Origin of the sequence: Caballeronia arvi (assembly GCF_001544695.2) — a bacterium.
Taxonomy (GTDB): domain Bacteria; phylum Pseudomonadota; class Gammaproteobacteria; order Burkholderiales; family Burkholderiaceae; genus Caballeronia; species Caballeronia arvi.
On sequence record NZ_FCOM02000003.1, the window covers coordinates 66,011 to 80,496 of the forward strand.

The 14,486-nt window shown below is 61.0% G+C and carries 14 protein-coding genes; 7 read left to right on the forward strand and 7 right to left on the reverse strand.

What is annotated here, in order from left to right; all coding sequences use genetic code 11:
• Positions 1–4: 4 nt before the first annotated feature.
• Entirely contained in the window at positions 5–910 is a 906-nt protein-coding gene (locus tag AWB74_RS05055; protein ID WP_268811187.1) for a response regulator, read from the reverse strand.
• Between the two features lie 390 nt (positions 911–1,300).
• Here AWB74_RS05055 and AWB74_RS05060 point away from each other — a divergent pair, with 390 nt between their 5' ends.
• Complete coding sequence (locus AWB74_RS05060; protein WP_061145689.1) at positions 1,301–2,674, forward strand: sigma-54 dependent transcriptional regulator; 1,374 nt, start codon at positions 1,301–1,303, stop codon at positions 2,672–2,674.
• Between the two features lie 412 nt (positions 2,675–3,086).
• Entirely contained in the window at positions 3,087–4,388 is a 1,302-nt protein-coding gene (locus tag AWB74_RS05065) for an MATE family efflux transporter (protein ID WP_235024485.1), read from the forward strand.
• Between the two features lie 2 nt (positions 4,389–4,390).
• On the opposite strand, the gene AWB74_RS05070 is transcribed toward AWB74_RS05065, so the two are convergent.
• Both AWB74_RS05070 and AWB74_RS05075 read right to left on the reverse strand, forming a co-directional pair.
• On the reverse strand, positions 4,391–5,587 hold the full coding sequence (locus tag AWB74_RS05070; RefSeq protein ID WP_061145691.1) for an acyltransferase family protein: 1,197 nt from the start codon (positions 5,585–5,587) through the stop codon (positions 4,391–4,393).
• 130 nt (positions 5,588–5,717) lie between these two features.
• Positions 5,718–6,893, reverse strand: a complete 1,176-nt coding sequence (locus AWB74_RS05075) for an alpha/beta hydrolase (RefSeq protein WP_061145692.1) — start codon at positions 6,891–6,893, stop codon at positions 5,718–5,720.
• Between the two features lie 152 nt (positions 6,894–7,045).
• Between AWB74_RS05075 and AWB74_RS05080 the strand changes: the two genes are divergently transcribed.
• Complete coding sequence (locus AWB74_RS05080) at positions 7,046–7,927, forward strand: isocitrate lyase/PEP mutase family protein (RefSeq protein ID WP_061145892.1); 882 nt, start codon at positions 7,046–7,048, stop codon at positions 7,925–7,927.
• A gap of 7 nt (positions 7,928–7,934) precedes the next feature.
• Here the strand turns inward: AWB74_RS05080 and AWB74_RS05085 are convergent, their stop codons facing one another.
• Positions 7,935–8,234, reverse strand: a complete 300-nt coding sequence (locus AWB74_RS05085) for a DUF4148 domain-containing protein (RefSeq protein WP_061145693.1) — start codon at positions 8,232–8,234, stop codon at positions 7,935–7,937.
• A 224-nt stretch (positions 8,235–8,458) separates the two neighbouring features.
• Between AWB74_RS05085 and AWB74_RS05090 the strand changes: the two genes are divergently transcribed.
• Positions 8,459–8,752 carry a DUF1330 domain-containing protein gene (locus tag AWB74_RS05090; RefSeq protein ID WP_061145893.1) on the forward strand — a complete coding sequence of 98 codons (294 nt, stop codon included), beginning with the start codon at positions 8,459–8,461 and terminating at the stop codon, positions 8,750–8,752.
• A 37-nt stretch (positions 8,753–8,789) separates the two neighbouring features.
• Here the strand turns inward: AWB74_RS05090 and AWB74_RS05095 are convergent, their stop codons facing one another.
• Positions 8,790–9,512 carry a haloacid dehalogenase type II gene (locus tag AWB74_RS05095; RefSeq protein WP_061145694.1) on the reverse strand — a complete coding sequence of 241 codons (723 nt, stop codon included), beginning with the start codon at positions 9,510–9,512 and terminating at the stop codon, positions 8,790–8,792.
• A 191-nt stretch (positions 9,513–9,703) separates the two neighbouring features.
• Here AWB74_RS05095 and AWB74_RS05100 point away from each other — a divergent pair, with 191 nt between their 5' ends.
• Both AWB74_RS05100 and AWB74_RS05105 read left to right on the forward strand, forming a co-directional pair.
• Complete coding sequence (locus AWB74_RS05100; protein ID WP_061145695.1) at positions 9,704–10,414, forward strand: SDR family NAD(P)-dependent oxidoreductase; 711 nt, start codon at positions 9,704–9,706, stop codon at positions 10,412–10,414.
• A 69-nt stretch (positions 10,415–10,483) separates the two neighbouring features.
• Positions 10,484–10,720 carry a tautomerase family protein gene (locus AWB74_RS05105; RefSeq protein WP_061145696.1) on the forward strand — a complete coding sequence of 79 codons (237 nt, stop codon included), beginning with the start codon at positions 10,484–10,486 and terminating at the stop codon, positions 10,718–10,720.
• A 67-nt stretch (positions 10,721–10,787) separates the two neighbouring features.
• Here AWB74_RS05105 and treA read toward each other — a convergent pair whose 3' ends face one another.
• Both treA and AWB74_RS05115 read right to left on the reverse strand, forming a co-directional pair.
• Positions 10,788–12,437 carry an alpha,alpha-trehalase TreA gene (gene treA / locus AWB74_RS05110; protein WP_061145697.1) on the reverse strand — a complete coding sequence of 550 codons (1,650 nt, stop codon included), beginning with the start codon at positions 12,435–12,437 and terminating at the stop codon, positions 10,788–10,790.
• Between the two features lie 134 nt (positions 12,438–12,571).
• Positions 12,572–13,465, reverse strand: a complete 894-nt coding sequence (locus AWB74_RS05115) for a helix-turn-helix domain-containing protein (RefSeq protein ID WP_061145894.1) — start codon at positions 13,463–13,465, stop codon at positions 12,572–12,574.
• Positions 13,466–13,601: 136 nt separating this feature from the next.
• On the opposite strand from AWB74_RS05115, the gene AWB74_RS05120 reads away from it, so the two are divergent.
• Positions 13,602–14,441: an SDR family NAD(P)-dependent oxidoreductase gene (locus AWB74_RS05120; protein WP_061145698.1), complete on the forward strand. Its 840-nt coding sequence runs from the start codon at positions 13,602–13,604 to the stop codon at positions 14,439–14,441.
• The last annotated feature ends 45 nt before the right edge of the window (positions 14,442–14,486 follow it).

The window sequence follows — 14,486 nt, forward strand, 5'->3', positions numbered from 1 at the left end:
GAAGTTACACCGGAAACGGATGAACGTTGGCCCCGCCCGACGATTCCACCCATGCGCGCACTTCCTCTCGCGCCTTGCGCGCGGAATCGAGGGCGGCCTGCAAACGCGCCTCCAGCACGGCGGATTTGGCCGGTTTCGCGATGACATCGGCCGCACCGGCATCGAGCGTGCATTGCTCGGTTGCGGCATCGCGCGCGTCGGCGAGCACGACGATGGGCACATGACCATACTGCGCCAGCAATGAACGCACGGCTGCGCACGGGTCATTGCAGCAGGCGGTGTCCAGCACGATAGCGTCCGGCTCCTTGCGTTCGGCGACACTCAGTGCGGCTTCGCAATCCGTCACCAAGTCGACCGCACCGATTGCTTCGAGCGCATGACGATGCGCCTGCGCGGTATCGCTTGCGAGGATGCTGAGCACGCGCACGCCGGTGGGTTTGGACACGGGCTTCGCGCCTTCGCGGTGCAAGCGCGCCTGTGCTTCCATCACACGACGCCGCAAGCGAAGCTGTGCGCGCACCCGCGCTTGCAGGCGTGGCGCGACGAGCGGTTTGATGACGTAATCGGCCGCGCCCATGCGAAACGCATCGACTTCGAGCGCGGGCGCGTCGTGACTCGTGACGAAGATCACCGGCACGCGCGCGAGCTTTGCATCCCTCTTGAGGATCTCGCAGACATCGAAGCCCGTCATATTGGGCAAGTTGGCATCGAGAAGAATGAGGTCGGGGGTTGCTTCACGCGCCAGCGCGAGCGCAGCCTCGCCGGTGGTGGCAAAACGCTGGTCCGGAAATTCCGCCAGCATTTCGCCGATGATGCGGATCATGGCCGGATCGTCATCGACGAGAAGCAACCGCGGCTGATACGTTGAAGTGGAGTTCTCTGCTTTATCCATGTTCGAACGGGTATTCATCAGACGATGACGCAGCCACAAACTTTACGCTTGCCGCGCGTGCGTCGCAATTCAGTAATTACAGGTATTTATTATCTGATATTTCAGCGCGTTCCAATTTTGTTCATGCAGATAATTTTCTCTGGCAAAGCAAGTATTCATCAGCGGATAAGTAATTAGTTCCGACGCTTCGATGATCGCCAACCCAGGCAGCATAACGCGCTGCGGTTAAAGCACGAAGGCTCAACCGATTTCTGCACGATCGTCCCGCAAAAAATGCTATGACGTTTTTAATCGATTCCGCCGATCAATGTAAACATTCAAAATCGGCTTATCGTTTGCGAGGCTTTCAGCACTGACAGAAGCGGGAGCATACTTGGCGCTACATCTAAAAAAGCCGGGAAAAGAGCCATGTACGGGGAAGCCAGGACACTCTATTTCGCTGGGCGGGCGGTTTCCGAGGATCTGTCCGAGCGCTTGCATGCGCGCGGCTGGACTATCGAGCGTATCGATCCGACCAAGCCACTCAAATCCGCCAAGAATGGCAAGCGTGCTGCCGCGGGCATCATCGACCTGACGAACCGAGGCTTTGCGAAGGAGGCGGCCACCCTCACCGGAATGCTCGCAAGCTCTCAGATCGGCTGGGTCGCAGCGGTCGATGCCGAGCATGTCGATAGTCCCGACATTTGCCGTCTTATCCGCGACTTCTGTTTCGATTATGTGACGGTGCCCGCTTCCGCGGATCGACTCGTCGATGCAGTCGGGCATGCATACGGCATGGTCTCGCTGCACGATGCCGCCAGCAACGACCCGCGCAAGGACGACTGCAAGGAAGGCGGCATGGTCGGCTCCTGCGATGCGATGCAGGCGCTGTATCGCTCGATCCGCAAGGTCGCGATGACCGATGCACCCGTGTTCATCTCGGGCGAATCGGGCACGGGCAAGGAACTCACCGCAGTTGCGATCCATGAGCGTTCGGTGCGGCGCGACCATCCGTTCGTCGCGATCAACTGCGGGGCGATTCCCCCGCATCTGCTGCAATCGGAACTCTTCGGTTATGAGCGCGGCGCGTTCACCGGCGCGAATCAACGCAAGATCGGCCGCGTGGAAGCAGCCGACGGTGGCACGCTCTTTCTCGATGAAATCGGCGACTTGCCGCTCGAAAGCCAGGCGAGCCTTCTGCGCTTCCTGCAGGAACGCAAGATCGAACGACTCGGCGGACAAGGCTCGACACCTGTGGATGTGCGCATCATCTCGGCGACGCACGTCGACATGCAAACGGCGATGCTCGAAGGACGCTTCCGCGCGGACTTGTACCATCGTCTGTGCGTATTGCAGATCGACGAGCCGCCGCTGCGCGTGCGCGGCAAGGATATCGAACTGCTTGCGAATCACATGCTCGAGCGCTTCAGAAAGGATGCAAGCCGGCGGCTGCGCGGCTTTGCGCCTTGTGCCATCGCGGCGATTCATAACTACGGCTGGCCCGGCAATGTTCGTGAGCTGATCAATCGCGTGCGCCGCGCCATCGTGATGTCGGAAGGACGGCAGATTCTCGCAGCCGATCTCGAACTCGGCGAATATGCGGAAGCCGCACCGATGACGCTCGCACAAGCGCGCGAAGCGGCCGAACGGCAGGCTATCGAAGTCGCGCTGCTGCGCCATCGCGGACGTCTCGGTGAAGCCGCGGAAGAGTTGGGCGTGTCGCGCGTCACGTTATATCGCATGCTGACCGCGTATGGTCTGCGAGCGAAAGCGGACAGACCGCTGGAGGCGTCGGGCGCCTGACGTTTCGTTGCATGCCGCGCGAATCATGATTCGCTTAAAAGCGCGGCGAGGAACCTTCATTCGCGTTCGTCACTCCAACCTCCGCATCGCAATCGGATGCATCGTGAAAGCATGAAGCGGCATTCGCGCGTCTCGCGCCCATAGCCTCGTCACGCGTTTCCTCTCGTAGCCCGCTGGCGTATTCTCGCGCCGCCAGACCGCGCGCTACGCAGTCTCGTTTCATTCATATGCGGCTCGCCGAGTTTCTTTCGGTGCGCCCATACCGCGCTTTTGCGCCATGCCATAGCTTTACTCGCACATCGAAGATGTCGCGTGCTGCGTTCTGGCGTGTCCAGCGAGTAATGTCGGGTTGTCAGTCATGGTCTCCAACAACAACAACACTTCCCTCGTTCGTCGGTTCTCGAACTACGCAGTGCCCACCGTGCTTGCCGCATGGGTCTACTGCATGCATTCCGTCATCAGCGGCATCTTCATCGGACGCCATGTCGGCGCCGATGCGCTCGCCGCATTGAATCTGCTCGTCCCGTTGCTGTATCTGCCTTATGCGTTCAGCGTGATGATCGGTGTCGGCGGATCGACGCTCGTCTCGCGCCTGCTCGGCGAGCGGCGTGAACGCGATGCCGCGGAAGCATTCACGCAGGCGCTATGGCTGCTCGCCTTGTGTGGCGTGACATTCACGCTGGCGATCTATTTTTATGCCGACACCTTCGTGCATTGGACCGGCGCGCGTGGCGAACTGGCATTGCTCGCAAAGACCTTCCTGCATGCTTATGCGCCGTTCCTCCTGTTTCCTACCGCATGCTATGCGCTCGAACTCTTCTTGCGCATCGAAGGCGCGGCGAAGTTCGGGCTCGCCTGTCTGATCGCGGGCGGTATCGCCGATGTCGCGCTGACATGGTGGATGGTGAGCCACATGCAATGGGGCATGCGCGGCGCGGCGATCGCATCGGGCATCAGTCAGGCGCTCGCGTGCGTGCCGATGCTGGCTTATCACTTCGTCAAGGCGCAACGCGTTCGTCCCGTTGCGCGTGCATTCGCGCGGCTCGATCACGCGTGGCGCATGGCGTATAACGGCGTATCGGAATTTCTGGGCGAGATCGCGCCGAGCGTGACGCTCTTCGCGTTCAATCACGCAGTGCTGCGCTGGCTCGGCGATACGGGACTCGTTGCGTTCGCCGTCGTCGAATACATGACGATGATCGCATCCGTCACGATGGTCGCGCTCGTGCAAAGCATGCAGCCGATCGTGAGCTTCGAGCGTGGCGCGAGCAACGAGCACGCGGTGACGCGCGCATTTTTCATCGGCATGACGGTGACGGCCGGCTTCGCGCTTGCTGCCGCCTTCGCGATTCTCACGCTCGCGCAACCCCTCGGCGCGCTATTCTTACCCGATAGTCCCGCAGTCCAGGCGTTGCTGCGTGACGCGTTGCCGTGGTGCGCGCTGGCGTTCCTGCCCGCCGCGATCAATGTCGCGATCAGCGGATATCTCACCGCCATCGAAGCGCCGCTTGCATCGATGATCGTCGCCCTGCTGCGCAGCTGGTTATTGCTGTTGATGATGCTATGGCTCCTGACCGAATGGCTCGGGCCGCGCGGCATCTGGATGACCGTCGCCGTAACGGAGGTGGCGACGCTCGTCGCGAGCATCGTGTTGTATCGCACGCGGGGCCGGCGTGTGCATCTGTCGTTCCCCGCGACGCCGAATGCAACTTGACGCTAAGCGTCGCGCGTCAGATGAAAACGACGATCCACCGACGCAAGCAGGCGCCGCGACAGGCGCGTCGCGCGTCCCTGAATCAGCCGGTCGGATACGCGCGACAGTCCATAAGAGACGATGAGCACGGCGATCAGCGTCGCGCCGAATAGCGCCAGCGACGTTTCGCCATTCTTCTCGCCGAATGAGCGATCGAAGAAATGAAACGTCGCATAGACGCAGATGAAGTGCCAAAGATAAATGCCATAACTTTCGCGGCCGAGCGCGGCGGCGCAGCGGCGCATGAACGTGTTGCGCGGCGCTGTACGCGCATCGTCGCGATGCTTGCGGGCATGTTGTGAACAGACGAACAACAGAAACGCGACGGCGCTGCAGGCAGCGAACACCGGCGCGAGCGCATGCGCCTTGTCGAGCCATACGCCCAGCGCGCCGGTCAAGAGCGCGAAACCCAATGCGAGCGAAAGATAGAGCAACGATACGCGCTTCGTCACATCCGACGCGCCCAGTAAATGCGAGCGGAATGCATACCACGCCCACATGCCGACGATGAAGCATGGCCCTTGCACGGGCGGCCAGAAATAGCTGAACGTGTTGTTGGCGACGTTGCATTCGAGCGTGCCGTTGCAATCGCTCATCGACATCACGGCGAACGATATGCCGAGAAGCAGCACGGTCGCGAGCAGCAGACGCACGCGGTTCATCGCCAGAAAGAACAGCAGCGGCGCGATCATGTAGAAGAGCATTTCCACGCCGATCGACCATCCTCCCGGCACGACGTTATTGATCGCCGTCGGCGAAAGCGCGTGCAGGAAGACCATGTTGAGCAGGATGTCCATCGGTCCGTGCGCACCGAGAACCCATGCACGCTCGACGCCCGAGCGCATCGCCCCAAAGCTGATGAGGCCATAGATCGCGATCGCCGCGTAGTACATCGGCGCTATGCGAAAAAACCGTTTGATATAGAAGCGCAACGTGACATGACGGGCATCGGCGCAGCGCGCATGATCCATTTCGAGCGTCATGAAAATCGTGATCGCGCTGATCACGAAGAATAACTGCACCCCATATTGGCCCATGCGCGCCACGAGCGTCACGGCGCCGGGCAGATTGGGAAACTGAAACGACAGGTGTACTGCGACCACCCCGACGATCGCGAGCGCCCGGCCTGCGTCGAGCGCGGCAACACGTCCTTTTTCCATCGATACTCTCCTCGCGGTTGATGCCGACCTTCGAAGGCCGCGAGGCTCGTGGACAAGCAGGCTTTCCGCGAAGTTCCGTCAGACGGGCGTTATCGCGGCAACTCTTACATCAGGAAACGTATGGATACATTTACGCCGGTGCGTCCTGCCGCAGAAAGCGCAGAATGCGGCTCGCGACCGTGCGCGGCTGCTCCTGCTGCACCCAATGCCCCGCCCCTTCGATCAGATGCGTCGCGCGAAAGTCGGTACAGGTCAGCACGCGCATCGCTTCGAAATCGCCGGGACGCTGGTAATAGCCCCAATCGCTCGCACCCGCAATGAAGCATGACGGCACGTCGATCGTGCGTCCCGACCAGAGGCGCAATGCGTCCGCGTAACGCGGGTCGGTGCCGCAGCGATACCAGTTCAATCCGCCCTGAAAGCCGGTGCGCGCGTATTCGCCCCCATAGATATTCAAGTCGTGATCGGACAGCCACGCGCATGCCGCGATCTGTTCCGCATCCGGCATGTGTTCGGCGACGGTCTGCGGCATCGTCGCGTCTGCGTTCATCACGTAGTACGTCGGCAATAACGCGAGCTGATCGGCCGTCACCGATTCGAGCGGATGCGGATGATTGCCTGCCCAGTCCGCACTCTTGACGTGATAGTACGCACGCAGGAACGCGGCGATTCCTTGCGGCGCATGCCACATCTCGTCGTTGGCCTCCGCACCCGAGTAATACCATTGATAGTGCTTGCGCGGCGGATCGAGCGCTGCAAGCGCCGCCACTGCTTCAGCCATCGCGGACGGCGCCGTTTCGACGCGCGATAGCTTCGCATCGTTCTTCGCGGTGTTGTACGGGAACGCGGGCGGCCCCGCGAAGGGCGCGCTCATCATCACGACGGACGCGAATACATCGGGACGAATCAATGCGCACCACCCAGCGACGGGCGAACCGAAGTCGTGACCGATCACCGATGCAACCCTGCGATAACCCAGGGCCGACACCAGACCCAGCACGTCGCGCACGAGATTCGGAAAGGTGAATTCGTTCAGATCGGTGTCGAATAAAGCCGTGCCGCCGAGGGTTCGTCCATAACCGCGCTGGTCCGGCGCAATGACATGAAAACCCGCATCCGCAAGCGGCTTCATGATCTTGCGCCAGCTATAGGCGAGTTCGGGAAAGCCGTGCAGAAGCACGATGCAGGGCCGGCCGGGCGCATCGAACCCGGCTTCGAGCACATGCATCGAAAGGCCATTGCCATTGTCGATCATGCGCGAGCGGATGCCTTCGGGTAAAGGCAGATCGTTCAGCGGTTCATTCATGTTTTGTCTCCGATCGGGCAATGATCGCATCTTGCGATGCGTTCGTCCTTCGAGCAAGCGCGACGCGATTGGCGCATGAGCATCCGATAGCCGCACGCGATAACATTGCGGACATCGCCCCCGAACACGAACTCCTTCTCCGGAACCGAGCCATGACCACTCCTTCCTCCCGCCGCCGCGCCGCCTTTCGCGAAAGGGTCAACGCGCGGCGTGGCCTGCTATTGCCCGGCGCCTTCAACGCGATGAGCGCGCGCATCGTCGCCGACCTGGGTTTCGAAGCGATCTATATCACCGGTGCGGGCGTGACGAACATGTCGCTCGGCATGCCGGATCTCGGGTTCATGGGCCTTGCGGAAATCGCGGAACATACGTCGCGCATTCGCGATGCCGTGGACCTGCCGCTCGTCGTCGATGCGGATACGGGTTTCGGCAGTGCGCTCAACGTCCGTCATACGGTACGCACGCTCGAGCGCGCGGGCGCCGATGCGATTCAGCTCGAAGATCAGGTGATGCCGAAGAAATGCGGCCATTTCGCGGGCAAAGCCGTGATCTCGACCAACGAAATGGTGGGGAAGATTCGCGCGGCCGTGGATGCGCGCGAAGACGAGAACTTCCAGATCATCGCGCGTACCGATGCATGCGCGGTGGAAGGCTTCGATGCGGCGATCGAGCGCGCGCGTGCATTCGTCGATGCCGGTGCGGACATTCTCTTCGTCGAAGCGATCGAAACGCCGGAGCAGATCGCATCGCTGCCGAAGTTGCTCGATGCGCCGCAGCTCATCAACATCGTGATAGGCGGCAAGACGCCGGTCACGGATCAGGCGGATCTCGCGCGTCTGGGCTTCAGTCTCGTGCTGTATGCGAATGCGGCATTGCAAAGCGCCGTGCGCGGCATGCAGACGGCGCTCGGCGCTTTGAAGTCGCAAGGACGGCTCGATGAAGATCCCGCCGTGGTCGCACCGTTCGCCGAGCGTCAACGGCTCGTCAACAAGCCGCTCTTCGACGAACTCGACCGTAAATACGCAGCCGATTAAAAACGGTTTAGCGCGAGTACATCGCGTTCCAGTCGGATTGCGGCACGCGCGCCGCTCCCGACTGCGACGTGCCGTTCACCGCGCCGCCATAAGCCGTCGCGCCATTGCGTGCAGCGAGCTTCGTTTCGGCCGCCTGGATCGCCTCGGGATAGTGCGCCTGATCGCCGTCGCCAACGTGATAACCCACACTGGCCAGTTCGGCGAGTTCCGCACGCACCTGAGCGCGCGTGATCTGGCTTTGAGCGAACGAAGCGACGGGAATGACGAGAGCGGTCGCGACGACTGCGGCGCGGATGATCGACTTCATGATGAAACTCCAGTGTTATGAGGTGCCTGGTTTCGAACACGGTGTTGTTCGAAGCAGCGACAGAAGTCTATGACGCTGATCCTTCCGGGTTAACCCCGAGCGCCGGAAAGCACCTTTCACGAAAACGCGCAGAATCGTCGCGCATTCTTCGAGCAAAAGAATTTGCTATGCTGGCCGCCGGACACCTCATGGCGCGAAGCGCCCGTCAAACACTGGAGATAAAGATGGCAAAGGGTTATTGGGTCAGCGTGTACAAAACGATCATGAAGCCGGAGCAGACCGCGGAATACGCAAAGATCGCGACGCAGGCCATTGCGGAGGGCGGCGGACGTCCTCTCGTTCGCGGCGTCGCGTCGATGACGCAGGGCGAAGGCGTCATCGAGCGCACGGTCGTGATCGAATTCGATTCGCTCGATGCGGCCGTCGCTGCCTATAACAGCGCGACCTATCAGCACGCGCTGGAAGTGCTGGGCGATTCCGTGGTACGCGACTTCCGCATCGTCGAAGGCGTCGCTTAAGGCTTTTTATCGGCCGATGCTGGCGGCGCTCAGGCACTCAGGCGCCCACGGCATCGGCCAGTTCGTTCATGTCGTTCGCGACGACATCCCAGTCGCTGTCGGCTTTCAGATCGACCGTCTGACCGGGACCACGCTCGTACGGACGCGCGACGAATGCCGTGCGCAAGCCGCATTTTCTTGCGGCGGCGAGATCGTCGTTATGCGCGGCGACGAGACACACCTCTTCCGGTTCCAGCATCAATACATCGGCAGCGCGCAGATACGCCTGAGGATCGGGCTTGTATATCCGCGCGATTTCCGCGCCGAGAATCGCATCCCAGGGCAGACCCGCGCGTTTGGCCATATCCACCATCAGGCGGACATTACCGTTTGAAAGCGGCGCGATGATATGGCGGGCCTTCAGCCGTTGCAGACCCGATACCGAATCCGGCCACGGATCGAGCCGATGCCACGCGAGATTCAATTCGTCGAGTTCTTCCGTGGGAATGCCGTTCGAATCGATGCCGAACTCGGGCAGCACATCCACGAGATTCTCGCGGTGCAGCACATCGAGCCGCACGAACGAGCGCTCGCCGCTGATGACCTTGCGCATCGCAGGTACATAGCGGCCGCGCCATGCATCGGCGAAGGCCTCCGGCCGTGCGTTGGCTGCGCCATGCCGCTGCAGGAACGGTGCGGCCTCGCGCGCGACGCCGCCGCGCCAGTCGACTACGGTGCCGAATACGTCGAATACGAATGCTTTCACTTGAGACAAGGGCACGAGTTTTCTCCTTTTTCGATGAGCTGCAATTCGTCTGATCGTAATGCACGGCGCGCATTTGTTCCTCGCGCGCAAGACTGATTGTCCACCGCGGGTGTACGCAACGAACCTCGAAAGGCCTAGATTACGACCCATCGGAGCCTTCGGTCCGATCCGCAACAGGCCCAACACATCATCTATCGAGGTTCATCATGAGCAACGCAAACAAAGTCGCTATCGTTACCGGTGCATCGCAAGGCATCGGCGCAGCAATCGTCAGTGCATTTCGCGCGCAAGGTTACCGCGTCGTCGCAGTCGCCCGTTCGATTCAGCAAGCCGACGATCCGAACGTCATCGCCGTCGCCGGGGATATCGGTGATCGCACCACCGCGCAGCGCGTCGTGGAAGCCGCGATCGCAAACTTCGGGCGCATCGATACGCTCGTCAACAATGCAGGCATTTTCATCGCCAAGCCCTTCACGCAATACACGCAGGAAGACTACAACGCGATCCTCAACGTGAATGTGAACGGCTTCTTCCATATCACGCAACTCGCCATCGAGCAGATGGAAAAGAACAAGAGCGGGCATATCGTCAGTATCACGACGAGTCTCGTGGATCATGCGGTAAGCGGCGTGCCTTCGGTGCTGGCCTCGCTGACGAAGGGCGGCTTGAATGCCGCGACGAAGTCGCTGGCGATCGAATATGCGAAGGCGGGCATTCGCGCGAATGCCGTGTCGCCCGGCATCATCAAGTCGCCGATGCACGCGCCCGAAACGCATGAAGCACTCGGCGCCCTGCATCCGGTGGGCCATATGGGCGAAATGAGCGACATCGCCAACGCGGTGCTGTATCTCGATTCCGCGCCGTTCGTGACGGGCGAAATCCTGCACGTCGATGGCGGCCAAAGCGCCGGACATTAATATTGCTTTGCTGCTTGCGAATGCGCCCTTCGCGGGGCGCTTCGTAGTTTCCACGTCAAGGAGAACGCCATGCCGATCGTTACCATTCAAGTGACACGCGAAGGCAACAAACCGGGGACAAACGCCGTCACCGCCGATGAAAAAGCGCAACTCATCAAAGGCGTCAGCGAGCTGTTGCGTGATGTATTGAACAAGCCGCTCGAATCCACGTTCGTCGTCATTCAGGAAGTGGAACTGGAGAACTGGGGCTGGGGCGGCTTGCCGGTGCCCGAGTATCGGCGGCAAAAGCAGGCAAAGGAAAGTTAGCGCAACGCAGCACCGGCAATGACATCGCCGCATGATGAAACGCGGCGATGTCAGTCATATAGAAACGTCATTGCCCCGGCGCATAGAGATCGAGCAGTCTCAGCGTCACGCCGTTTGTCCATCCGAAGCCATCCTGCAACGGATACTCGCCGCCGCCTCCGCCGCCGGTTCCCGTGCCTTCCACGATGTATTTCTCCACGAGCTTTTGCTGCGTCTTGTAGACGTTGTTCACGTCAGCAAGAAAACGCGTGCCGATCTGCTGAGCAAGATCGCTGCGCCCATAGCGACGCAAGCCCTGCACCGCGATCCAGTGCAACGGCGCCCAGCCATTCGGCGCGTCCCATTGCTGCGTCGTGTTGTACGTGGTCGTCGTGAGGCCACCCGGCTTCAGCAACAACGTCTCGACGGTCTCCGCGGTCTTGTGCGCGCGCTCAGGCCACGCCGCGTTCGCAAAGAGTGGATACAGCATCGCCGCCGATGGATTGTTGCGCGGCTGCCCGAGCTTCCAGTCGTAATCGCCGTAATAGCCGTTCTTGTTCCACAGATATCGATTGATGCCGATGGCCCGCTTCGCCGCGCGTCCGACGAACTCGCCGACACAACGAAAATCGCGCGCCTCGCCGCAGCCGATCGCGATGGTCGTTTCGAGGTGGAACATCAGGCTATTCAGATCGACGGGAATAATCGATGTCGTGCGTATGGTCGCGAGCGTCATGTTGTCGCCGAACCAGCGCGAGCTGAAATCCCAGCCGCTTTCGGCCGCCGCGCGCAGATCGCGATAAACCTCGTTGGCCGGACGATTCGTCACCTGCTTCGCCGTGTTCACGTCTTCCATATACGACTCGTCGCGCGGCGTGTCGCGCTCGTCCCAATAGCGGTTGAGCACCGTCTTGTCCGGCAGCATCACGACATTGCGGACCGCGTCGCCCGGTTGCAGCGTATTCGCGCCCTGCATCCAGTAGTCGTGTTCGCGACGCAATTGCGGCAAATACTTCTGATAGACGCGCCCGCCTTCCTTGTGCGCGGCAAGTTCGACCATGTAGGAGAAGAAAGGCGGCTGCGACCGGCTCATGTAATACGTGCGATTGCCGTTTGGAATATGCCCGATGGTATCGATCAGATACGCGAAGTTATCGAGCATGTCATCGACGAGATCTTCGCGGCCCGCTTCCTGAAGACCCAGCATCGTGAAATAGGTGTCCCAGTAGTAACCTTCGCGAAAGCGTCCGCCCGGAACGACGTATTGCTTCGGCATCGGAATCAGCGAGCTGTTGAGCGGCACGTTTCCGGTCGTCGTCAAACGCGTGAGTTCGGGCCATAGCCAGTCGATATGTTCACGCAAGGTCTGATTCTTCGGCGGCGTGATGACCTGGTCCGTCGGCGGCGTGAAGTATTGCGCGACGAAATCCTTGAGCACGAAGCCCGGCGCCAGCTTCTGCTGTTGATAAGCCTGCACGATCTGCGCGGGATCGATCTTGGGCACCGCATCGACGAACGTCTTCTGATCGGGATATACGCCTCCCGTCTGCACGGCCACGAAGAGATCGCCGTATAACTCGCTGGGCGGAGGCGGCAGCGTATAACCCGTTTGCGCGTCGGCGTGGGCCAGCGTGGCGGCCGCGCTCAACACGAGCCAGGCGCTCAGCAATCGGTGCGCCTTGAACTGGAAACGCCGCGACGCCTCATGCGCCGCGCGATGCGATGACAGTGCGATCATGCTTCCTCCTCGGAAGGGTGATTGAACCGGACTGGTCTCGCTCGGGCCGCGTTTAGTCTTTTTGTTTTCAGAGCACGGCGAAGCTTCGCACGCTTGCAAGCGCGTGGCAACCCTCAAACGTGAGCGCGCGTGTGCTACTGGATGGCCAGCGCCTTGTGCGCCTCGGCCTGGAATTGCGTCGGCGTCACGCCGGTCTGCTTGCGGAAATAGCGGCTGAAATAGGCGATATCGGCGAAGCCGAGTCCATGCGCGATCTGCTTGACCGACATCGTCGAATAGACGAGATCGCGCTGCGCTTCGCGCACGAGATGTTCGTTGATCAGCGCGAGTGGCGAGCTCGATAGTTCCTCGCGGCAAATGCGTCCGAGCTGCGTGACGGTCATGCCGAGCTTGTCCGCATAAAACTCGACCGGTCGATGCTCGCGAAAATGCGCGGCCACGAGTTGCCTGAAGCGCTTGATCTGCTGCGCGCGTCTTTCCGTCGATGCAACGCTCGGCGCCGACGCGCTCTCGCACATGCGCGCCACCTGCACGAAAAGTGCAATCAACAAAGACATGCCCGCCGCCATGTGACCTCGATCCGTTGCGCGAAACTCTTTCTCCAGCAATTCGAGGATCGGCATGAACGCGCTTTCCTTCACGGACTGCGCGCTGACGCGGGACACGCCCGCACGCTGCAGAACGGGGATGAGTCCCGGCGCTGCGATCGACGCAAGCGCTTCGATGGATCTTTGCGCGACGGTCACGACGAGACCATCGACGTCCGGCGCGAAGTTGAATCCATGCACCGTTTGCGCGGGCAACATGATGACGCACGGCGGCACGATCTCGATCATGCTGTTCTCGATCAGCACTTCTCCGCCGCCGCCGCGAATGTACAGAAATTGCAAGAGCGCGTCATGCCGATGTGCGTCGATATGCCAGTCGTTCGGCGCACTGCGCTCGACGATCCATTCGAAGTTGAACGCGTCATACCACGGCGGACGCGCCGATTCTCCGTACAAGTTGTAGTTAGGGATTTTCCTCATGTCGTGCATCTCCTGATGCACAAATTGTCCTGTCGTCTGCCGCCTTTGTCCAATCTTTCGTGCGCGGCCGTGAATATACTTTTTTCACGGCGAAAGCTTATCGCGCCTTCGCATCGAATGGACTCAGGAGACAAGGATGACTAATCAGGTCGCGCGGGATCACACCGCGCCGCATTGGCTCGGCCTCGAATCGAGCATCTGTGTAGTGACGGGTGCGGCGGGCGGCATCGGCCGTGCCATTGCAAACACTTTCGCCGATGCGGGCGCACGCCTCGCATTGCTGGATCGTGATGAGGCAGGTTGTCATGAAGCGGCCGAAGCGCTGCGCGCAAAAGGCGTGGATGCGATAGCCCTCGCCTGCGATATCGCCGATGCAGCAAGCGTGAATCGCGCACGCGATCACGTCGAACGCAAATTCGGTCACGCCGATGTGCTCGTCAATAACGCGGGCCTGCTGAGAGCGGGCGGTATCGAAGATATCGGACTCGATGCATGGAACGCGATGCTCGCCGTCAATCTCACGGGCTATATGTTGTGCGCGCAGGCATTCGGGCGCGGCATGCTTGCTCGCGGCGCGGGCAGCATCGTGCATATCGCATCGGTCGCGGCGCATCATCCGCAGACATGGAGCGGCGCGTACAGCCCGAGCAAGGCAGGCATCGCCATGCTGTCGCGGCAGATCGCCGCCGAATGGGGCGCACGCGGCGTGCGCAGCAACACGATATGCCCTGGCATGATCCGCACGCCGCTCTCGAAGGCGTTCTACGAGCAAGGCGATGTCGAAGCGCGCCGCAGCGCGATGACCGCGAGCCGGCGCATCGGCGAACCGGGCGATATCGCGGAGGTCGTCGCGTTCCTTGCAAGCCGTCGCGCCGCTTATGTGAACGGCGCGGAGCTTGCCGTCGACGGCGGCCTCGAATGCATGCTGATGGATCTCGTTCCGCGTCCGGGCTTCGAAGCGGCGCGCACTGCCTGAATCTTTCGGGCGCGCCATGCGCCCTGCTCCCATCAAAGGACAACA